This window comes from Bacteroides sp. 3_1_13 (assembly GCF_001185845.1).
Taxonomy (GTDB): Bacteria; Bacteroidota; Bacteroidia; order Bacteroidales; family Bacteroidaceae; genus Bacteroides; species Bacteroides xylanisolvens.
In genome coordinates, this window is sequence record NZ_KQ236955.1 from 195,203 (window position 1) to 216,965 (window position 21,763).

Below are 21,763 nucleotides of genomic sequence, written 5' to 3' on the forward strand. Positions count from 1 at the left end.
CTGACGATCTTTTTATCGTTCCGGGTTTCGGCCTTTTTTATTTCATTGCCAATGTCATTCCCACGGAAGAACATTCCTGACAAATCCCTTTAAGGACATAATTAATGCTATGCAAAGTAAATCCTTCAGGCAAATCAATCACCGGGATATGGGTACCTTCCAGGCAGAATGTACGATGACATTTCTCACAATAAAAATGCGAATGTAAATCCTGTACCACACAATTGCAAGAGTTGTCGCAAACGGCATACTTCAACGAGCCGCTTCCATCGTCTATGCTATGTATGAGGTGATGAGACAAGAAGAGAGCGATGGTACGGGATATGGTCGATTTATCAACTGTGTCGAGCAATGTTTCGAGGTCAAGCAATGACACTGCACGCTCTGCCTGCATCATCTCTTTTATCACCAAGAGCCTTATTGCAGTTGGCTTAATGTCTCTTCTGACCAGCTTATCCAAATAAATATCTTCTTCCATCTTTCTCCTATTTTATCATTTTCTGTATTCTGACGGCGTTCATAATAGCAAGCAACGCAACGCCTACGTCTGCGAAGACAGCTTCCCAAAGAGTAGCGATTCCACCGGCTCCCAAAATCAATACAAGCAATTTCACTCCAAATGCCAGTGATACATTCTGCCAAATGATTCTTCGTGTCAACTTTCCTACTTTGATAGCTTCGGCTACTTTCGACGGCTGATCTGTCTGTATCACGACATCGGCTGTTTCAATGGCTGCATCACTGCCCAATCCTCCCATAGCAATACCGACATGACTCAAAGCAAGCACCGGTGCGTCATTCATTCCATCGCCGACAAATGCAATCCGGTTTGCCTCATCCTGACGCAATTCTTCCAGGTGTTTCACTTTCCCTTCCGGCAGCAAGTCGCCATAGGCTTTCGATATGCCGAGCTTCTCCGCAAAGTTAGTAACAATACTCTGTTTATCACCGGATAATATCTGTATGTTTTCAATATTTAAAGCTTTTAAGCGGTCAATAGCTACCTTTGCATCTTCTTTCAAGGCATCAGCCAACAACAGATAACCGGCATAACGGTTTCCAACAGCACAGACTACAATGGTATCTGTTATCTTCAACAATTCTTGCGGAAAGGATATATCAAACTTGGACAGTAACCGGCAATTACCAACCAGAACCGGTATTCCGCCTACCGTTGCTTCCAATCCGAAGCCGGCATATTCTTTCGTATCGGTAACGGTTACGCGTTCTATGTTTTGTTCTTTTGCGTAGTTTACAACAGCCTTGGCAATCGGATGTGTGCTATCACTTTCTACCGAAGCAATCAGTTTCACTAATTCTTCTTCCGAAATATCGCCTGCACTTTTACAAGCCTGCACATCAAAGGTTCCTTTTGTCAGGGTTCCTGTTTTATCGAATACCACCGTATTGATTTTGGTGATAGCATCCAGATAATTACCGCCTTTGAATAAAATACCCAATCGGGATGCCGCTCCGATACCACCAAAATAGCCTAATGGAATACTAACCACCAATGCGCATGGACATGAAATCACCAAAAAGACCAAAGCTCTGTATAACCAATCATTAAATGTGAATACAAATGCAGGATTGATAAGTGAATAGACCAATGGAGACAATACAATTAATACGGCCAGTATGATAACAATCGGTGTGTAAACACGGGCAAACTTGCGAATAAACAATTCTGCCGGAGCTTTACGTTCGGCGGCATTCTGAACAAGTTCCAATATTCGGGCGAGTGCGCTCTTGTCAAAAGGTCTCGTCACTTCAAGTCGGATTACCTTGTCGGTTACAATCATTCCGGCAAGCACTTCCTCCCCTTTCCGAATATTACGAGGCGCGCTTTCGCCCGTTAATGCAGCTGTATTAAAAGCGGCAACCTCATTCTGCATGGTTCCATCGAGTGGTACTCGCTCACCTGCCTTTATTTCTATGATTTCACCGACTTTTATCTTTTTAGGACTTTCAAGAACAAGATTACCCTCTCTAAGTACCAGTGCTTTCTCGGGTCTTACATCCAATAAGGCTCCGATATTACGTTTGGCCTTATCTACCGCTTTATCCTGAAACAGTTCTCCTACTGTATAAAATAACATCACGGCCACTCCTTCCGGATATTCGCCAATATAGAAAGCCCCCAGAGTAGCAATAACCATTAGAGTAAACTCACTGAAATAGTCTTTTTCCCTGATACTTTCCCAGGCTTCTTTCATCACCGGAATCCCTACCGGAAGATAGGCTACGATATACCATATCAAAGAAACATATCCTTCACGGAAGAATGCTAAATCGAGAGCATTCATTATTATTCCACCTGCCAGCAGCAGGAGAGAGAATATCACTTTCCCATATTCATGGAATACCGAAACCTTTACATCAACCTTTTTTTCTGCTGCGCATGAGTGAGCGCCACAACTACAATGTCCCATAACATTCATCATTTAGTTGATGCAAAGGTAGCAAATGATTTATGCAACAAAGTTGCATAAATCGGTTTTAGCACCTTTCAATGTCAGCAATATCGCAACAGCCATTTCCAAACCGGCACGACTTCTATATCCAACTCATTCCCTGAAATTGTCCTTTCTTCATCCCAAGTAATGATATCGGTCTTTCAACCAGCTGAATCTTACTAATTTCTTGCTGACGCTCGGCTATAATTGCCTTTATTATTCGTTTTTCCATAAAATATGCTCTTTATATTGCACAAATATAGCAAAAACATGCTTAATATATTAAGCAAGACTTCTTTTTCTTTCCAACTGTAGCTACTATTTTCTTTAGTTGTCAACTGCTACTTATCCTTTACAGGACGAACTTTGACAGGACAGAAGAAGATTACATATAAATTTGATGATTCTTATTGTCAACCAAAGTTTTTTCCCGATAGTATAATGATTATCACCGGTTTACATGCTGACAATAAGCCATGACAATAGGCTGACAATAAAAAATCAGAACTTTTATTGTCAGCCTGTTCCATTTTATAAGCACCTGAAGGACATCATCGCCTGCAGTAACCATACCATCCACATAGAAAGCAGCTTTTTAAAATGAATCCCCCTATTAAATGAATGTTATATAGCCGGTATCTTTCACTTAACAAGTAGGTATTGTTCCATTAAAGCATCAGTATTGTTAACTCTCCACGGCTGTGACGAGATCTTTCCACAGCCGTGGTAGGAACTCGTCACGACTGTGGGAAGAAGTTACCACGGCCGTGACAAAGTAAAGATAGCGGTACTTTAGTAGAACTATACTGGCACTCTAGGGCAACTACATAGGCACGTTAATGGAACTATATAGGTAGATATCACTTTGGGAGGCTGTTACTAAAATGCGACGTTACTTCAGAACATGCTTCTAAAGCTATTATTTATCAAGTCATAAAAGGATCATAAGAGATAAAAATAAGGCTGACAGTAAAAGTAGATATATTTTATTGTCAGCCTATTATCAGCATCTATTGTCAGGTGATATAGTATTGATATTCATATACTTGAATATCACCCTGACAGTTTGACAATAAAATTGGTATAAATCAATAGAAACGATCATAAAATTTTTAATTGGGAAGGGTAAAGAATTTATAAAAAGAAAGAAAAAGTTTGCCGTTCCCCTAAGAATAAATATCTTTGTAACCGTGGTTACAGTAACCACAGTTACTAATATAATTCACTGACTATGAGGTTTTATAATAGAGAAGAAGAACTAAAAGAGCTAAAACGAATTCAGCAATTGGCATTTGAGGAAAGTTCAAGAATGACAGTCGTTACCGGTCGCCGTAGAATTGGGAAGACAAGCCTCATTATGAAAGCCGTTGAACAGACTCCCACTGTCTACTTATTTATAGGGCGCAAAAATGAAGCAACCTTGTGCGAAGAATTCATCCCACTTATCGCACAAGCCCTGCAAATCTTTGTTCCGACAGAAATCCGAAGTTTCCGAAACTTATTCCAATACCTAATGCAGCTTTCGACACAACGGACTTTCAACCTGGTTATTGATGAATTTCAGGAATTCTATACTATTAATGAATCCATATTCAGCGATATGCAAAATATTTGGGACCAATATCGGAAGTCCTCTCACATGAATTTGATTGTCAGTGGTTCCATCTATTCCCTTATGCAAAAAATTTTCCAAGACAACAAAGAGCCACTCTTCGGAAGAGCTGATAACATAATCAAGCTGTCAGCCTTTAGTCTCTCTGTTCTAAAAGAAATCATGCATGAATATGCCCCGACACATTCGAATGATGATCTTTTAGCACTTTATACTTTTACTGGCGGGGTGCCTAAATACGTGGAACTTTTTTGCGACAACCATATGCTTCACGTGGAAAGCATGATCCATTTTATGGCTCGCGATAATTCTCCCTTTACCGAAGAAGGAAAAAATTTGTTGATAGAAGAATTTGGAAAAAATTACGGAACCTACTTTTCTATTTTAAGTGCAATTGCCGGAGGCAGAAATACACAAGCAGAAATTGAGGCAGCACTAGGAGAAAAAAGCGCAGGTGGCTACCTGAAACGTCTGATAGACGATTATAATATTATCATACGCCAACGTCCCATTTTAGCTAAAGAGAGCTCAACAACTGTCCGATATGAAATATGTGATAATTTTATTAGGTTTTGGTTCAATTACTTCGATCGTAACCGTTCATTGATAGAAATTAAAAACTTTGTAGGGCTGCGTAATATCATAAAAGCTGATTATCCAACCTACAGCGGAAAGATATTAGAACTTTACTTCAAACAGAAATTCGCAGAAAGTTATCAATTCCGTGCCATCGGGTCATGGTGGGAAAACAAAGGGAACCAAAACGAAATAGATATTGTTGCACTCGGTCTTGAAAAAAACAAAGCAGTAGTTGCTGAAGTAAAACGCCAACGTAAAAACTTTAAGCCAGAGTTGCTGGAACAGAAAGTTGAACATTTGAAGAAAAAGCTATTGCCTCGTTATACTATTGAAACAATGTGTTTGTCATTGGAAGATATGTAGTACATAGTTAGGCACGGATGACAGTTTTTCTATGAGATCAGTCCCCATCACCTGTATTCCGTGCCCAATTATCATTGTTGGTTTTCTTCCCGATCTGTTCGGATAAACTCCAGGAGTCGTTCTACCGCCTCTTCTTCAGGAATATTCTTTTCTACACACACCTTGCCTTTATAAAGACTGATTTTGCCTCGTCCTGCTCCTACATAACCGTAGTCAGCATCCGCCATCTCGCCGGGACCATTCACGATACAGCCCATAATGCCGATCTTCAAGCCTTTCAAATGTGAAGTGGCTGCCTTGATACGGGCAATTGTCTTCTCCAAGTCGTAAAGCGTACGGCCACAACCGGGACAGGATATATATTCTGTCTTAGAGGTACGGGTACGTCCGGCCTGCAAGATTCCGAAAGCAGTGGCGTCGACAACGGCATGGCTCAAACTGCCCTGATTGAACAGGAAGATACCATCGCAAAGACCGTCAAAGATCAAGGCTCCCATATCGGCTGCGGATTTTATCTGCAAATTCTCCGCATCATCTTCCGCATAATGCTGGAAGAAGACAACCGGATTCTGCAAACCTTCCGTCATTAGCTGATGCACCAATGCACGGTGCTCACCCAAACGGTTCGGATGGTTGCTTTGAGAGATGATTACCACTTCCGGGTGGTACTTCAAACAGGCTATCACTTCATCTGTTTGGGCCATATAGGGTATAAACAGGAATTTAAGTGCTGCATCACATTCCCCCATCAACGGTAATTGCGCATGATTGAAAGCAGGCCAGGTTCCGGCCTCTCCTTGCCATACGTCCGCATCAAGAATATATTCCACGCCTTCTTCCCGTTGTTCGGGCAAGGCTCTTCCGGCATAAATATAGTCCGGAGTGAATTGCAGATTTACTTCTGTCTTTCCGTCCATGCGGTCGGCAATGACTACGGGCACATGTTCGCCTCCGATATTACGGACCGCTTTTGTCTTCCGGCGTTCAGGAGACAGATAGTTGAATTCAGGTGCCTCCAATCCCGGAATATAAGGATGCTCCTGCCTCAACAGAACATAATCCACCAATTTACGGGCTACCGGAATTTCAGCTTCGGGTGCTTCACTCAAAGATACGCGGATGGTATCGCCCAACCCGTCGCTCAACAATGCTCCGATGCCGAGAGCCGACTTGATACGCCCGTCCTCTCCGTCTCCGGCTTCTGTCACTCCGAGGTGTAATGGGAAAGCCATCCCCTCTTTTTCCATGACGTCCACCAACAGACGAACGGTTTTCACCATTACCACGGTATTGGAGGCTTTGATGGAAATCACCACATCTGTGAAGTTCTCCGCTACACAGATACGAAGGAATTCCATACAGGATTCCACCATTCCTTCGGGAGTATCACCATAGCGTGACATGATGCGATCGGACAAAGAGCCATGATTCACACCGATCCGGATCGCAGTGTGATTCTCCTTACAGATATTCAGGAACGGGACAAACCGGTCATGGATTTTCTGTATTTCTTGCGCATACTCCTCGTCTGTATATTCCAGTTTCTTAAAAGTACGCGCAGCATCTACATAGTTTCCCGGATTGATGCGCACCTTTTCCGCATATTGAGCAGCTACATCCGCCACTTTCGGATTGAAATGCACATCGGCAACCAATGGAACCATATATCCCTGACTGCGTAGTCCGATATTGATATTCATCAGATTCTCCGCTTCCTTGATACCCTGCGTTGTGAGGCGGACATACTCGCCACCTGCATCAACAATACGTTTCGCCTGTTCCACACAAGCCTGTGTGTCCTGCGTAGACGTATTGGTCATCGACTGGACACGAATAGAATTGGGGCCGCCCAACGGCACAGCCCCAATATTTACTTCTGTGGTTTCTCTTCGAAAATAATTGAATAGATCAACCATTTTGATTTATGATTTATGATTTACGATTTATGATTTGATGACTGAAAACACTTTCTGCGCAATATGCAAAGACAATGCGCAAAGACAACATACGATTTACGAAGATATTTCAATCGTCAATCGTAAATTGTCAAATCGTAAATCACATTAGTTTGTTTTATATTCAAACTTAACTTCTTTCAGTTCTTCGTTTGCTTTTACGATTTTCTTTTTCAGTCCTTCTTTGTAAGCAGCAAAAGCTTCTGCCAATTTCTCGTCACTCAATGCCAACATCTGAATGGCAAGGATAGCGGCATTCATCGCTCCGTTTATAGCAACCGTTGCCACAGGAATGCCCGGAGGCATCTGGATGATAGAATAAAGCGCGTCTACACCATCGAGCACGGAGCCTTTTACGGGTACCCCGATCACCGGCAGTGTAGTGTTGGCTGCAATTACACCGGGAAGGGCGGCAGCCATTCCGGCAGCGGCGATAATAACTTTAATGCCACGGTTGCGGGCATTCTTTGCAAACTCTTCCACAGCTTCAGGCGTGCGGTGAGCAGAAAGCGCGTTCATTTCGAACGGTACATGCATATCATTCAGCAGTTGCGCAGCCTTCTCCATAACAGGAAGGTCGGACGTGCTACCCATGATAATACTTACAATTGGAGTCATTTTGATTTACTATTTTACGATTTACTATTTACAATTTAAAGTGAGGTAAGAATTATCCGTTTACCACAGCTTTGTATGCTTCGGCATCCAACAGGTCCTCAACGGCTTTCAGGTCTGCCGGTTTCATTTTAATCAGCCAGCCTTCACCATAAGGGTCTTTGTTCACCAGTTCCGGATTTTCTTCCAATGCTTCATTTTGTTCCATCACTTCACCTGCTACAGGCAGGAAAAGATCGGAAATTGTTTTCACTACTTCGATGGTTCCGAATGTCTCACCGGCTTCCAACGTTTCACCAACAGTCGGTATATCTACGAACACAATATCACCCAATTGTTCTTGAGCATAATCAGTGATACCTACGTATGCAATGTCTCCTTCAACGCGAATCCATTCGTGTTCGTTCGTGTACTTCAAATTCTGTGGAAAGTTCATAATAATTAGTTTTTAGGATTTATACTGTTTTAAAATAAAAATACTCGAAATAAGATGTTGCTCACGGGATGAAGTACCAAAAGGGCACATATCAAGCCAACCGCAAAACCGGAAAGCACCTCACCCAACGTGTGATGTCCCAATACAATTCGTGCAGAACCTAATATACCGGCAATCAATATAAACAGGCATAACCATCCGACCGGATTGTAACCGAACAAAGCACTGAAAGAAACCAGTCCGCCGATCACTCCGCCTATTCCTGCCATGTGTTCACTCAATTTCCATTTCAAATTCACTGCAATGCAGATAATAGATACTACCAAAGAAACGAGGATGATACCTGTCATATACCAAGGTATATTCAGCCGGCGCATCATCAACAGGCAAAACACATACGAGATGATAGTCAGCAGAATCGGTACATAACGTTTCTTGCGCTCACTCAACTCCTGACGGGCAAAGCCATTGATTTTACGAAACAGGAAAATGGTAATGGTAGGTGTCAGTATGGTAAAGCAGTAAACAATTCCCAACACAATCAACTTATATTGTATCGGCATGATACGAAGATAAGAAAACAGGAATAACACCAGAAACGATAAAAACGGAATAGAAAATGGAGTAAAGACCATCGAAGTAGCTCTCGCCACCTGCAACATTGTCTTATCCGCTATGATATGTTCTCTCTCTCTGTCCATCAGCACTAATACTTAATACTTTATACTTAATACTTTATATTCGTTCTCATTTTCGAAGTCGCGCAACCGGAATATTCAACTGCTGACGGTATTTGGCTACCGTTCTACGAGCAATGGGATAACCTTTCTCTTTCAAGATGTCCGCCAATTCATCATCTGTCAGCGGTTTCTTCTTGTCCTCCCCATCAATACACTCTTTCAGAATCTTGCGTATCTCACGGACAGACATTTCTTCACCGTCCTCCGTGGTATACCCATCACTGAAAAAGAATTTGAGCGGATAAATACCGTAATTTGTCTGCACATATTTACTGTTGCTCACGCGGGAGATCGTTGAAATGTCCAGTCCGGTACGTTCAGCCACATCTTTCAAAATCATCGGTTTCAACAGTGATTCGTCTCCTTCCAAGAAGAAAGGACGTTGTAAATCAATGATAGCCTGCATGGTAGTCATCAGGGTATTCTGACGCTGCCGCACAGCATCGATAAATCCTTGTGCCGCATCCATTTTCTGCTTCAGGAACATCATCGCTTCTTTGGATTCTTTTGATTGATTAGCCCTGTTTTTGGTATGCTCTTCCACCATTTCCGTAAAGTCGCGACTCATACGGAGTTCGGGGACATTACGGTTATTGAGGCTTATATTGATGGTTCCGTCATCATACGTTTCCACGATAAAGTCGGGAACTATCTGTTGGAGATTCCTGCCGATCGCTTCTCCCAAAGAAGCACCCGGACGAGGATTCAGCTTGGTTATCTCATTAAGAGCTTCCTGGAAAGTCTCTTCATCAATGTCCAGTTTCTTTATAATCTTCTCCCAGTGTTTACGGGTGAATTCTTCATAACACTCTCTGATGATACGTTCTTCCAGCTCCAGTATCGGGTTGGGCTTCTTCTCTTCATCCTTTTTCCGGCAAATCTGTATCAACAGACATTCCTGAAGGCTACGGGCACCGATACCAGCGGGATCAAAATCCTGCAAGATACAGAGTGCTTCTTCCAGTTCTTCTTCTGTCGATTCGATGCCGGCATAAATCGCCAGTTCATCACAGATGCTCTCCAATGACTTACGGAGCAGTCCGTCATCGTCCAATGAACCGATCAGATACTCCACCAGGTCACACTGATGTTCAGTCAGGTTGCGTTCACGCAGCTGTTCTTTCAGGATTTCATAAAAAGAGGTGGAATCGGAGAACGGAATATCCTCCGCCTGTTCATCTTTCGAACGGTTGTTTTCTTGTAATTTATAATCGGGAATATCGTCTTCAGTCAGATAATCACTCAAAGAATCATAATCGTTGGCATCGCTATCCATGCCATCTTCCGTAGTGTCGGAATCAGCATACTCATCCGCAGTGTTTTCTTCTTTACCTTCTTCAAGTGCCGGATTTTCAAGCAGTTCAGCATGGATACGGTCTTCCAGCTCTACTGCGGGAAGCTCCAACAGTTTCACGACCAGAATCTGCTGGGGCGAGAGCGTTTGTACCTGCTGTTGCGCCTGAGATTGTATTTGACGGGAACCTTGTGCCATATTCGTTTTTGCTTTCTACTATTTCTCGCTACAAAAGTAACTTTTTAACGAGAGATTACACAGATTAGGGAGATAATTTTTAATCCTATAACACAAAATTCGTTATCTTTGTTGCACGAACTTAAAAATTAGGACAATATGTTTGCCAAAGAAACGTATATGCAGCGAAGAGCCCTGCTAAAAAAGAATTTAGGCTCCGGGGTATTGTTATTTCTCGGAAATGACGAGTGCGGACTGAACTACGAGGATAACACCTTCCGTTATCGTCAGGATTCTACTTTCCTTTATTATTTCGGACTTTCATGCGCCGGCCTTTCGGCTATTATCGATATTGATGAAGACAAAGAAATCATTTTTGGAGATGAACTGTCTATCGACGCAATCGTATGGATGGGATCGCAACCTACACTACACGAAAAATGCGAACGTGTGGGCGTAAAAAATCTGATGCCGTCCGCAGAAATTACAAGCTATCTCCACAAGTGCGTCCAGAAAGGGAAAGCGGTTCATTATCTGCCGCCTTACCGTCCCGAGCATAAATTGAAACTGATGGATTGGTTGGGTATTCCCCCTACACGTCAGGAAGGTTCTGTTCCATTCATCCGTGCCGTTATCGCCCAACGTAATTACAAATCTGCCGAAGAAATTGTAGAAATAGAGAAGGCTTGCGATGTAACTGCCGATATGCACATCACCGCCATGAAAGTGCTCCGTCCGGGCATGTATGAATACGAAGTGGTAGCGGAAATGAACCGGGTGGCCGAATCTAACAACTGCCAGCTTTCTTTTGCCACCATTGCCACTATCAACGGACAGACTTTACACAACCACTATCATGGAAATAAAGTAAAACCGGGTGATTTATTCCTAATTGATGCAGGCGCAGAAGTAGAATCAGGCTATGCAGGCGATATGTCGTCTACTATTCCTGCCGACAAAAAGTTTACAGCCCGCCAGCGCGAAGTATACGAGATTCAGAATGCGATGCATCTGGAATCTGTAAAAGCCCTCTGTCCGGGTATTCCTTATATGGAGGTATACGAACTGTCTGCCCGTGTCATGGTAGACGGTATGAAGGCACTCGGATTGATGAAAGGAAATGCGGAAGATGCAGTCCGCGAAGGTGCTCATGCGTTATTTTATCCTCACGGATTAGGACACATGATGGGATTGGATGTACACGATATGGAAAATCTGGGAGAGATATGGGTAGGATATAACGGCCAGCCGAAGAGCACACAGTTCGGTCGCAAATCGCAACGTCTCGCCATTCCGTTGGAACCGGGATTTGTACACACGGTAGAACCGGGTATTTATTTTATTCCGGAACTGATCGACATGTGGAAAGGAGAAAAGAAATTTACCGATTTCATCAATTATGATGTAGTGGAAACTTATAAGGACTTCGGTGGTATCCGCAATGAGGAAGATTATCTGATTACAGAAACCGGCGCCCGCCGATTAGGTAAGAAGATTCCTTTGACACCGGAAGAGGTGGAAGCGTTAAGATAAAAAGCTTCATCAAAATAAAAATAAAAGCCTCATCAAAATAAAAGAAGAACCTTTCTTCTATTCAAAATCAATAGCAGAAGTTTTTCATCCGGGTGAAAAACTTCCGCTATTTTTGTCAAAGTACCAAATAGTCCATCTAAAAGCACATTTTTTCTACCCTCCTTTTCCCAAATCTTGCGTAATATTGCAACAGAATTAAAACAACTCACTTTTTAATGATATAAAACCAATGAATAACACCATGAAAAGACTACTTTTATCTGTATGGCTATTGTCACTTACCTTGCTATCCGCCGTAGCTGAAAACTATCCTTATAAAAGCGATGTGCTTTGGGTCACCGTACCCAATCATGCCGACTGGCTTTATAAAACAGGAGAAAAAGCAACTGTAGAGGTACAATTTTATAAATACGGTATCCCCAGGGATAACGTAACCGTCACTTATGAAATAGGTGGTGATATGATGCCTGTTGCCGACACAAAAGGAAGTGTAACTTTAAAGAATGGCAGGGCTGTGATTCCTGTGGGCACAATGAAAGAGCCGGGATTCCGCGACTGTCGCCTGAAAGCAACCGTAGATGGAAAGACCTATTCACATCATATCAAAGTAGGATTTTCACCGGAAAAACTTCGTCCGTATACAACCATGCCTTCCGATTTCAAGGAATTTTGGGAAAAGGCTAAAGCAGAACAAAAGGAATTTCCCCTAACATATACCAAAGAACATGTCGAAAAATATTCCACTGATAAAATAGACTGTTATCTCGTAAAATTGCAACTGAACAAACGTGGGCAATGCGTCTACGGATATTTATTCTATCCGAAAAAAGAAGGAAAGTTTCCGGTTGTCCTGTGCCCTCCGGGAGCAGGTATCAAAACCATCAAAGAGCCTCTACGCCATAAATATTATGCGGAGCAAGGATGCATCCGTTTTGAAATCGAGATACACGGCCTGAATCCGGAAATGACTGATGAAGAATTTAAAGAAATCAGCAACGCTTTCAATGGCAGAGAAAACGGCTATCTGACCAATGGGCTCGACAGTCGTGATAATTATTATATGAAACGGGTATATCTGGCCTGTGTACGCGGTATCGACTTTCTAACTTCCCTGCCGGAATGGGATGGCAAAAATGTAATCGCACAAGGAGGTAGTCAGGGAGGCGCCCTGGCATTAATCGCTGCCGGACTGGATGAACGGGTGACAGTTTGTGTCGCCAATCATCCTGCATTAAGCGATATGGCAGGCTATAAAGCCGGACGTGCCGGTGGATATCCTCATTTCTTTAGAAATTCGGTAGATATGGATACCCCCGAAAAAATAAAGACAATGGCCTATTATGATGTAGTGAACTTTGCTAAATTGATAAAAGCAGACACCTATATAACATGGGGATTCAATGATGACACCTGTCCTCCAACCACCAGTTATATTGTATACAATGTACTAAACTGTCCGAAAGAAGCCCTAATTACTCCTATTAATGAGCATTGGACCTCTAACGATACGGAGTATGGACATCTGCTTTGGATAAAGAAGCATTTAAAATAAAGAATCAATCATTCCATCTGGATACGGGCAACTCTTTCTTCCCGTAACCTTTCTTCCAGGCATACGCTTTTCTCTTTCGGAGATAAAGCGTATCACCGCTATGCTTTATCGCCTCCCAATTAAATATTGAATGGTGGTAGATGATCTTTTCAAACCAATAAAGGAGGTCATAAGTTATGAATGGTAGTATCATACACCACCATGAAAACAGTAATGACAAAATCAACGCTGGTATCAGAGTCAGAGAAAAGCATTCCCAATATTGCTTTGCATGTATCCGTAACTCCATATCTTCCCAAACTTCCAGATATTTATACCGGGTAAAGAAAAACCAGCCTAACATAAAATAGTGTTTCTTTCCTTTTCCCAAGAACCACTTTGCTAAAAGACTATTATAAAAAATCATATTCACATTTTTTTTGTTGCATGTAGTCCTTTTATAACAGCAAAAGTAACCAAAGGTTCAATATTATAGTTTAGTATAACAGTCATTATACAGTATTCTCCCCTAAAGAATCCTATTCAAATATTGTTTATTTTGTGTTCTCTTGCCTTACTACAACAAAAGGTAATTCATATTTTCTGCAAAGAAAGTACAAATAACGAATATATCCTAATTTTTCTACTTAATATTTAAAGCTACTACCTCCCAAAAATTCGCGCAGTAAAGACGTAGGCGGAATCTCCTTATCCTGTACAGGAACAAAATATTTGATAAACTTAAGTAACCGGTATGCTTCGCAATATTCAGGACAGTTGCGCGGGACACCCATCAGAATAGGTTCGGCATGCAAACGGAGTACTGCAAACTCAAAAAGCAACGCTGAATTAAACATTACGTCGGCATTCTCCTGATAGGGAAAAATCCATTTATCTTCACCGGCACGTACACTCGGCCAGCGTGATATCGTTTCACGTGCCGAATATCCCCGATAATTGAAGTCACGGATAATACGACGCAACAGACGGTTGTCAGTTGTCGGAATCCAGTTATGGTCATCCAAAGAGATGGTGGTCAATGCCGAAACATAAATCTTGAATTTCCGTTCAGCCGGTATATGCGGCGTCAGTTCCGGGTTCAGGGCATGAATACCTTCCAGAATCAGAATTGTATTATCTTCTATTTTCAGTTTATCACCTTTATACTCCTTCTTGCCAAGGGAGAAATTAAAACGAGGCAGTTCGACCTCTTCACCGCGCAGGAGTGCCTGCAACTGTTGGTTGAACAGTTCCAAATCAAGTGCATACAGTGATTCATAATCATAATTTCCGTTTTCATCCAGAGGAGTCTCTTCACGATCCACAAAGTAATTATCTAAAGAGATCGGGAATGGTTTCAGTCCATTGGTCATTAGCTGTATAGAAAGCCGTTTGCTGAAAGTTGTCTTTCCCGAAGAGGATGGTCCGGCAATCAATACCAGTTTTACCCGGTTACCGTTTTCACCACGATGGAATATGGTATCGGCTATCTGGGCTATTTTCTTCTCCTGCAGTGCTTCTGCAACATTTATCAGATCGGTTGCATGCCCCTCTTCACAGGCCAGGTTAAAATCTCCGGCATTGTTAAGCCCCATGATATAACTCCAGTTCAGATATTCTTTAAAGACATCCAGCATTTTTTCCTGCTTCACCACATCTTCAAGCACATTCGGGTTTTCCCGGCTCGGAATCCGAAGGAGCAATCCATCGTAATATTTCACGATATCGAATAATTTAAGATATCCGGTACTGGGTAGCAGATTCCCATAATAATAATCAATGGTATCACCCAATGTATAATAATAGGTATAGAGCGAACCGGAAGTTTCCAGTAATCTCACTTTATCATTCATTCCCCGTTCGCTGAAAACACGCACAGCTTCAGCCGTATGACATTCGATGCGATGATAGGAAATATTCTCCGCGATAATCTCCTGCATCCGTTGCTTGATGCGTGTCACATCTTCCAGTTCGATGGGACGGCCAATCCGTAAATTGCAGAAATAGCCTTTTGAAACAGGATGTTCTACAAACAATTTTCCGTCGGGAAACAGTTCCGTGACAGCCTTAAACAAGACAAAACAAAGCGAACGGACATACGTACGCATACCGGACTGATCTCTCACATCCAAAAACTCTACATCCTTATTATTATAAACTCTGAAGTTCAGTCCCTCGGAGCGATTATTGACCTTGGCACTTACTACTTGATAAGGAAAATTAAGATTAAAACCGTAATAAATATCCAAAAGTGAGCTTCCGATAGGGAATTCTTTGGAAATATTGTTATTTTTGCAACATATTTGTAACATCTGTTTCATCGAGTTCGTTAAAAGGTGAATAATTTGGGACTAATATACTTATAATCAGATAGAGAACAAATAACCATTAAAAATATTATAGATGGAATATTCTTTTTATGATTTTTTAAAGCTCATAGGCTCATTAGGACTCTTCCTTTACGGAATGAAGATTATGAGCGAGGGCTTACAAAAGGTCGCGGGTGACAGATTGCGAAGTATTCTAACGGCAATGACTACCAATCGGGTAACGGGAGTTTTAACAGGAGTGTTGATAACAGCTCTTATCCAGTCTTCTTCAGCAACGACAGTGATGGTCGTAAGTTTCGTAAACGCCGGATTGCTCACACTTGCCGAATCCATCAGCGTTATTATGGGTGCTAATATCGGTACTACCGTGACTGCCTGGATCATTTCAATTTTCGGATTTAAGGTTGATATGGCTGCCTTCGCTCTTCCGCTCTTAGCCATCGCCCTCCCGCTCATCTTCTCCGGCAAAAGCAACCGCAAGTCCATCGGTGAATTCATTTTCGGTTTTTCTTTCCTTTTCATGGGGCTTTCTTATCTGAAAGCAAACGCGCCCGACCTGAACGCCAACCCGGAAATGCTTGCCTTCGTACAGAACTACACGGACATGGGATTCTTCTCCATCATTCTGTTCTTACTCATCGGTACTATATTGACGATGATTGTACAGGCCTCCGCCGCCACCATGGCAATTACATTGATTATGTGCGCCAACGGATGGATCAGTCTGGAACTGGGAGCAGCACTTGTTTTGGGAGAAAACATCGGAACCACTATCACGGCCAATCTTGCCGCACTTACAGCCAATACACAGGCTAAGCGGGCAGCATTGGCTCATTTTGTTTTTAACGTGTTCGGCGTTATCTGGGTCTTGATTGTCTTCCATCCTTTCATGGAACTGGTAAACTGGGTAGTAGATACCTTTTTCCAAAGTAACAATCCGGAAGTTGCCATCTCCTACAAGTTATCTGCTTTCCACTCAATCTTCAATATCTGTAATGTATGTATTCTGATATGGGCGGTTAAACTGATTGAACGTACCGTATGTGCTCTTATCCACCCCAAAGAAGAAGACGAAGAGCCCCGTTTGCGGTTTATCACCGGTGGTATGCTTTCTACCGCTGAACTTTCTATCCTTCAGGCACGCAAAGAAATCCATCTTTTTGCAGAACGTACACACCGGATGTTCGGCATGGTGCAGGATTTGCTACACACAGAAAAGGATGACGATTTCAACAAGCTGTTCAGCCGGATCGAGAAGTATGAGAATATCAGCGACAACATGGAACTTGAAATAGCCAACTACCTGAATCAAGTATCTGAAGGTCGGTTAAGTTCTGAAAGTAAACTACAGATACGTGCCATGTTGCGTGAAGTGACGGAAATTGAAAGTATCGGTGACAGTTGTTATAACCTGGCACGTACCATCAACCGGAAACGTCAGACCAACCAAGATTTTACCGAGAAACAATATGAGCATATTCATTTCATGATGAAGCTGACTAATGATGCACTTGCTCAAATGATTGTGGTAGTAGAAAAACCGGAACATCAGAGCATCGATATCAACAAGTCCTTTAACATCGAAAATGAAATTAATAACTACCGTAACCAACTGAAGAATCAGAATATTCTGGACGTAAACAACAAAGAATATGATTATCAGATGGGGGTTTATTACATGGATATTATTGCCGAATGTGAAAAGCTAGGCGACTATATAGTGAATGTAGTGGAAGCCAGCAGCGATGTGAAAGAGAAAAAAACTTCTTGAGAGCGCTTAATTGAATCATAGAAAAGGAGAATCAGTCTATCATAGTATAACTGATTCTCCTTTTTTATTTTCCCAATCACCCTTCTGACACCTGATATAGAGTAGCTATACAAGGATATTAGACACAAACAACATAAAAATAGAGAAAATCAAAATAGATATGGGTAATAACAAGAAAGCTATTTGATAAATTCTTATTAAATTTGCTCATGATAAGAATCATTTCAGAAAACTGTCTTTAATCTATCATTTTTAATAACCTCAAATGGATATAAAATGAAAACACTATTATTTACTGGTCACAAAATTATTTGCTTATCATTCATATTATTCTTTAGTTTTAATACCAGGGCTGCATCCACTGATTACATAAATTTCAGGAAACTCTCCGTAAATGAAGGATTGTCTCAAAACACCGTATGGGGAATGATGCAGGACGCAAATAACAAAGTATGGATTGGTACGACAGATGGTCTGAACCGTTATGACGGCTATACGTTCACCACCTACTATCACGCTTCCAACGACAGTCTTTCTATTGCAAATAACCAGATTATATCACTTTGCACCGATTCGGATGGCGTGTCGTGGTTCGGTACGCTGGTCGGTTTATCACGTTACAACCCGGAAACGGACAATTTCACCAATTATCTCTTGCCTGATACTCCTTTTCAGGTATTGGCAATAGAGGATGCCTCCGATAAAGGTATCCTATTTCTCGCAACAAACATCGGACTTATCTCCTTTCAGAAAGAAAGTAAGGAATTGCATATCACCCCAACACTTAAGCATCTCACCATCAACACTATTTGCAGAATAAAAGACGAACTATTATTGGGTACTTCTCAAGGTGCATATCTATATTCAATCCATACGAAGAAAACAAAAAAAATACTCCCTGAACTACTCGATACGCCAATTGCCAGTATTATCTATAACACTAAGACCAAAGACTACTGGGTAGGTACCCAAAAGAAAGGAATCTATCGTTTCAACAATAAATGGCAGATATTGAAAAAATATCAGATAGACAAAAGTGATACATTCTCTCCCGCCAATACAGTGCGGGTACTGAAACAGTATACAGACGGACAAATATGGATTGGTACCACCGAAGCATTGTTCAGTTTTGACCCGGAGCACGAAATATTTGAAAAACGCTTGTCTCATAGTTCTATCCGTTCTCTCTTTATAGACAATCAGGGAGGAATATGGGTAGGAACCTACTATGATGGAATCAATTATTACCACCCGTTTGCCCCGACATTTAAAACGTTAGAATACTCTCCTTATTTCAACTCCCTGAATGACAAAGTCGTCAGCTGTATTGTGGAAGAACCATCGACCAAGAATCTTTGGATCGGAACAAATGATGGCGGTGTAAACTATTACGACCGTCAAAAACAGACTTTTTCTTATTATAGAGCCACAAAGCAAGGGAATGGATTACGTTCCAACAACATTAAAGCCATTTCATTAGATAAATCCGGTAATATCTATGTAGGTACACACTCCGGCGGATTAAGCTATATCCAAACAAAAACAGGAAAAATAGAGAATTTCTCAATTCCGCAAATGGAAGCTGAGGACAACAGCTGCTACTCCCTACTGGATGACGGCGAAAACTTTTATGTAGGTTCAATGGTCGGTTTGCTACTCTTCAACAAAACAACCAAAGAATTCAGAAAACATCCATTGGCTGAAAGCAACCCGGAATTATCCGGAATATTAATAAGAGCTCTATACCGTGATTCCTCCGGCAAAGTCTGGATTGCCACCGAAAAAGGACTGTTCTTATACACCGGAACTCCCAAGGTACAACATCTGACAGATAATTTGTCTTCCGACTTTTCAGCTCATATCATAGCTTATTGCATCCACGAAGATAGTCAGAAAAATATATGGGTCACTTCTGCCAATGGCCTATACCAATACGGACCGGATATAAAACTGCACAAACATTATACTGTTAAAAACGGCCTCATCAACAATTGCATATACGGGCTTTTGGAAGATAGTTCAAGGCGTCTGTGGTTGAGTACCAACAAAGGGTTGTCCTGCTTCGACATTGACAGAGAACAATTTCACAATTACCGGCAGGAAGACGGCTTGAGCCACAACGAATTTAACGTATATGGTTACTGCAAAGATTCCGACGGTACTTTCTATTTCGGAAGCCTGAACGGCATCACTTATTTCAGCCCGTTCAAGTTTATGGAGAACCCGTTCATGCCCCAACCTGATATTGTAGGAATATCCCTTATGAACCAATCGGTCACCCATCTCCAGAACGGCATATCCCAAGTACACCGGGGTGAATACGGCCGGCTGCTGGGCATAGATTTCCCCTTCAACCAGCGACAGTTTAATATCCGGTTTACCGTTTCAAACTATCTCAGCAACCAGCGCAATGTGTTCGCTTACCAGCTCAAAGGCTTCGACAAGGAGTGGAATTCTACCGAAGAACGTAATGTCAGCTATTCCAACCTTCCGCCGGGACATTATACCTTCCTATTGAAAGCGTGTAACAACGACGGCAAATGGTGCGAGATGCCGACTGAATTCTTTATACACATCACTCCGATGTGGTATCAGACGTGGATTGCCAAGTGTATCTTTATCCTGTGCGGCTTAGGTATCATCGGCTGGATTATGTATTTCTTTATCGCAAGAACCAGAATGAAGATGCAACTACAGGTTGAGACACTGGAACACAACAAGCTACAGGAAATCAATACTGAAAAGGTGCGCTTCTATATGAACATGTCGCACGAACTGCGTACTCCGTTAAGTCTGATTATCGCTCCATTGGAAGATATGATGAAACTAAGCAGAATGTTGGATAAAAAGCTGCAACGCGACTTGCAATATGTGTATCAAAACAGCCGCAGGCTATTACATATCATCGACCAGCTCTTAAACTTCAGAAAAGCGGAGTCCGGCGCTCTGCCCATTCAGGTAGAAGCGTGTAATATCGAAGAGTGGTTCCGGCAGATATTCATGCTGTTCTATAATCAGGCAGAAACCCGGAACATAGATTATCTGTTTCATTCAGGAATCACCAGCACACAATTGCCGATTGACAAGAAGTATATCGAAACTATCTTAATCAACCTGCTATCCAACGCCTTCAAATTCACACCGGACAAAGGAAAAATAGAACTGGAACTCTGGGAGAAAGAGGATACCTTCGGATTTAACGTAAAAGACAGCGGTAAAGGTATTCCCCAGGAAAAGCTGAGCCATGTTTTCGAACGCTTTTATCAGGTTAATGAGAATGACAAGGGAACCGGCATCGGGCTTTCCTTGGTGAAATGCCTGGTGGACAAACATCACGGCAGTATTTCCGTGGATAGTAAAGAACGACTATATACCATATTCAGCGTTATACTTCCCAAAGATGTAAATACATATACGGCCGAGGAACTGGCAAAACAGCCCGTCAAAAGTTCCGACTCCAGTCTTTATATCGACGAACCCCTATCTTACATCCCGGCAGAAGACAATCAAGAGAACGGCATGGATGAGGATACGAACAAACCTGTCATTCTACTAGTGGATGACAACATCGAAATGTTGGACTATTTGAAGGGTATCCTGCAATCCAAATATCAGGTTATAACAGCTACCAATGGCAAAATAGCCCTCGACATAATGAAAACACAGCCGGTTGATATTGTACTTTCGGACGTGATGATGCCCGAAATGGACGGGTTGCAACTGTGTAAGCTAGTCAAACGTAACATACAGACCTCTCACATTCCGGTGATTCTTCTATCTGCCAAGAGTTCTCTCGAAGACCAAACCTCCGGCATTGATATCGGTGCAGACGATTATATCGGAAAGCCGTTCTCCACCTCTTTACTCAAGGGAAAAATCAATAATATACTGAAAGCCAAAGAACGTTTCCGGCAATATTACTCAAGTACAATCAATATAGATACGGCTAAAATGACTTCTAATGCTATGGATAATGAATTCCTGAGCAAAGTAATACAAATTATTGAAGACAACATCAGTGATGAAAAGTTCTCGACAGAAGATTTGGCAAACAAATTATTTATGAGCCGTTCCAACCTGTATATCAAGATGAATGCCATATCCGGAGAAGCACCGGCAAACTTTATCCGTCGTATCCGCTTCAACAAGGGATGCCAGATGCTGCTTGAAGGACGCTATACCGTTGCTGAAATCAGTAATAAAATAGGTTTTAGCTCGCCTTCCTATTTCACCAATAGTTTTAAGAAACATATGGGAATGCTTCCTACCGAGTATATCAAAAAGCATCAGGAAAAAAGTAATTCCTGAAATCAGTCATTCTAAAGACTGAATGTATCAAAAAGAAAAGTTCCCTCATATTGAAGGAACTTT

15 protein-coding genes are annotated in these 21,763 nt (G+C 41.9%); 5 read left to right on the plus strand and 10 right to left on the minus strand.

Going from position 1 to position 21,763, the window contains the following annotated elements:
* Window positions 1-37 precede the first annotated feature (37 nt).
* The 3 genes from HMPREF9009_RS00690 to HMPREF9009_RS26295 all read right to left on the minus strand — a co-directional run bounded on the left by HMPREF9009_RS00690 (window position 38) and on the right by HMPREF9009_RS26295 (window position 2,688).
* Window positions 38-478, minus strand: a complete 441-nt coding sequence (locus HMPREF9009_RS00690) for a Fur family transcriptional regulator (protein ID WP_004314986.1) — start codon at window positions 476-478, stop codon at window positions 38-40.
* 7 nt (window positions 479-485) lie between these two features.
* Complete coding sequence (locus HMPREF9009_RS00695) at window positions 486-2,432, minus strand: heavy metal translocating P-type ATPase (protein ID WP_049702189.1); 1,947 nt, start codon at window positions 2,430-2,432, stop codon at window positions 486-488.
* Window positions 2,433-2,556: 124 nt separating this feature from the next.
* A complete protein-coding gene (locus HMPREF9009_RS26295; RefSeq protein WP_008026195.1) occupies window positions 2,557-2,688 on the minus strand; it encodes a hypothetical protein in 132 nt (43 codons plus the stop codon).
* Window positions 2,689-3,687: 999 nt separating this feature from the next.
* Between HMPREF9009_RS26295 and HMPREF9009_RS00700 the strand changes: the two genes are divergently transcribed.
* Complete coding sequence (locus HMPREF9009_RS00700) at window positions 3,688-5,010, plus strand: ATP-binding protein (protein ID WP_049701189.1); 1,323 nt, start codon at window positions 3,688-3,690, stop codon at window positions 5,008-5,010.
* 71 nt (window positions 5,011-5,081) lie between these two features.
* Here HMPREF9009_RS00700 and HMPREF9009_RS00705 read toward each other — a convergent pair whose 3' ends face one another.
* The 5 genes from HMPREF9009_RS00705 to rpoN form a co-directional block, all read right to left on the minus strand.
* Window positions 5,082-6,926, minus strand: coding sequence for a 4-hydroxy-3-methylbut-2-en-1-yl diphosphate synthase (locus HMPREF9009_RS00705; RefSeq protein ID WP_049701190.1), 1,845 nt, complete (start codon window positions 6,924-6,926; stop codon window positions 5,082-5,084).
* A gap of 147 nt (window positions 6,927-7,073) precedes the next feature.
* The gene (gene purE, locus HMPREF9009_RS00710) at window positions 7,074-7,583 is read right to left on the minus strand and encodes a 5-(carboxyamino)imidazole ribonucleotide mutase (RefSeq protein WP_004296231.1); all 510 of its coding nucleotides are present in this window, start codon (window positions 7,581-7,583) and stop codon (window positions 7,074-7,076) included.
* Window positions 7,584-7,635: 52 nt separating this feature from the next.
* Window positions 7,636-8,016, minus strand: a complete 381-nt coding sequence (gcvH, locus tag HMPREF9009_RS00715; RefSeq protein ID WP_049701191.1) for a glycine cleavage system protein GcvH — start codon at window positions 8,014-8,016, stop codon at window positions 7,636-7,638.
* 29 nt (window positions 8,017-8,045) lie between these two features.
* A complete protein-coding gene (locus HMPREF9009_RS00720) occupies window positions 8,046-8,717 on the minus strand; it encodes a phosphatase PAP2 family protein (RefSeq protein ID WP_004316578.1) in 672 nt (223 codons plus the stop codon).
* 46 nt (window positions 8,718-8,763) lie between these two features.
* A complete protein-coding gene (rpoN, locus tag HMPREF9009_RS00725; RefSeq protein WP_049701192.1) occupies window positions 8,764-10,248 on the minus strand; it encodes an RNA polymerase factor sigma-54 in 1,485 nt (494 codons plus the stop codon).
* A gap of 138 nt (window positions 10,249-10,386) precedes the next feature.
* Between rpoN and HMPREF9009_RS00730 the strand changes: the two genes are divergently transcribed.
* Window positions 10,387-11,760, plus strand: a complete 1,374-nt coding sequence (locus HMPREF9009_RS00730; protein ID WP_049701193.1) for an aminopeptidase P family protein — start codon at window positions 10,387-10,389, stop codon at window positions 11,758-11,760.
* Window positions 11,761-12,001: 241 nt separating this feature from the next.
* Window positions 12,002-13,312: an acetylxylan esterase gene (locus tag HMPREF9009_RS00735; RefSeq protein ID WP_049702190.1), complete on the plus strand. Its 1,311-nt coding sequence runs from the start codon at window positions 12,002-12,004 to the stop codon at window positions 13,310-13,312.
* 4 nt (window positions 13,313-13,316) lie between these two features.
* Here the strand turns inward: HMPREF9009_RS00735 and HMPREF9009_RS00740 are convergent, their stop codons facing one another.
* Both HMPREF9009_RS00740 and HMPREF9009_RS00745 read right to left on the minus strand, forming a co-directional pair.
* Window positions 13,317-13,718 (minus strand): hypothetical protein, encoded by a 402-nt coding sequence (locus tag HMPREF9009_RS00740; RefSeq protein WP_008026182.1) that lies wholly within the window; start codon window positions 13,716-13,718, stop codon window positions 13,317-13,319.
* Window positions 13,719-13,938: 220 nt separating this feature from the next.
* Window positions 13,939-15,612, minus strand: a complete 1,674-nt coding sequence (locus tag HMPREF9009_RS00745; protein WP_008016291.1) for a nucleoside kinase — start codon at window positions 15,610-15,612, stop codon at window positions 13,939-13,941.
* A gap of 82 nt (window positions 15,613-15,694) precedes the next feature.
* On the opposite strand from HMPREF9009_RS00745, the gene HMPREF9009_RS00750 reads away from it, so the two are divergent.
* The gene (locus HMPREF9009_RS00750; RefSeq protein ID WP_049701194.1) at window positions 15,695-17,392 is read left to right on the plus strand and encodes a Na/Pi cotransporter family protein; all 1,698 of its coding nucleotides are present in this window, start codon (window positions 15,695-15,697) and stop codon (window positions 17,390-17,392) included.
* Window positions 17,393-17,668: 276 nt separating this feature from the next.
* Window positions 17,669-21,700: a hybrid sensor histidine kinase/response regulator transcription factor gene (locus tag HMPREF9009_RS00755; RefSeq protein WP_049701195.1), complete on the plus strand. Its 4,032-nt coding sequence runs from the start codon at window positions 17,669-17,671 to the stop codon at window positions 21,698-21,700.
* Window positions 21,701-21,763: the final 63 nt, after the last annotated feature.

Excerpts from the sequence above, each read along its gene's own strand:
- purE (WP_004296231.1), bottom strand. The coding sequence starts at position 7,583 with ATGACTCCAATTGTAAGTATTATCATGGGTAGCACGTCCGACCTTCCT.
- HMPREF9009_RS00690 (WP_004314986.1), bottom strand. The coding sequence starts at position 478 with ATGGAAGAAGATATTTATTTGGATAAGCTGGTCAGAAGAGACATTAAG.
- gcvH (WP_049701191.1), bottom strand. The coding sequence starts at position 8,016 with ATGAACTTTCCACAGAATTTGAAGTACACGAACGAACACGAATGGATT.
- HMPREF9009_RS00720 (WP_004316578.1), bottom strand. The coding sequence starts at position 8,717 with ATGGACAGAGAGAGAGAACATATCATAGCGGATAAGACAATGTTGCAG.
- HMPREF9009_RS00695 (WP_049702189.1), bottom strand. The coding sequence starts at position 2,432 with ATGGGACATTGTAGTTGTGGCGCTCACTCATGCGCAGCAGAAAAAAAG.
- HMPREF9009_RS00745 (WP_008016291.1), bottom strand. The coding sequence starts at position 15,612 with ATGAAACAGATGTTACAAATATGTTGCAAAAATAACAATATTTCCAAA.
- HMPREF9009_RS00735 (WP_049702190.1), top strand. The coding sequence starts at position 12,002 with ATGAAAAGACTACTTTTATCTGTATGGCTATTGTCACTTACCTTGCTA.
- rpoN (WP_049701192.1), bottom strand. The coding sequence starts at position 10,248 with ATGGCACAAGGTTCCCGTCAAATACAATCTCAGGCGCAACAGCAGGTA.
- HMPREF9009_RS00740 (WP_008026182.1), bottom strand. The coding sequence starts at position 13,718 with ATGATTTTTTATAATAGTCTTTTAGCAAAGTGGTTCTTGGGAAAAGGA.
- HMPREF9009_RS00705 (WP_049701190.1), bottom strand. The coding sequence starts at position 6,926 with ATGGTTGATCTATTCAATTATTTTCGAAGAGAAACCACAGAAGTAAAT.
- HMPREF9009_RS26295 (WP_008026195.1), bottom strand. The coding sequence starts at position 2,688 with ATGGAAAAACGAATAATAAAGGCAATTATAGCCGAGCGTCAGCAAGAA.
- HMPREF9009_RS00755 (WP_049701195.1), top strand. The coding sequence starts at position 17,669 with ATGAAAACACTATTATTTACTGGTCACAAAATTATTTGCTTATCATTC.
- HMPREF9009_RS00700 (WP_049701189.1), top strand. The coding sequence starts at position 3,688 with ATGAGGTTTTATAATAGAGAAGAAGAACTAAAAGAGCTAAAACGAATT.
- HMPREF9009_RS00750 (WP_049701194.1), top strand. The coding sequence starts at position 15,695 with ATGGAATATTCTTTTTATGATTTTTTAAAGCTCATAGGCTCATTAGGA.
- HMPREF9009_RS00730 (WP_049701193.1), top strand. The coding sequence starts at position 10,387 with ATGTTTGCCAAAGAAACGTATATGCAGCGAAGAGCCCTGCTAAAAAAG.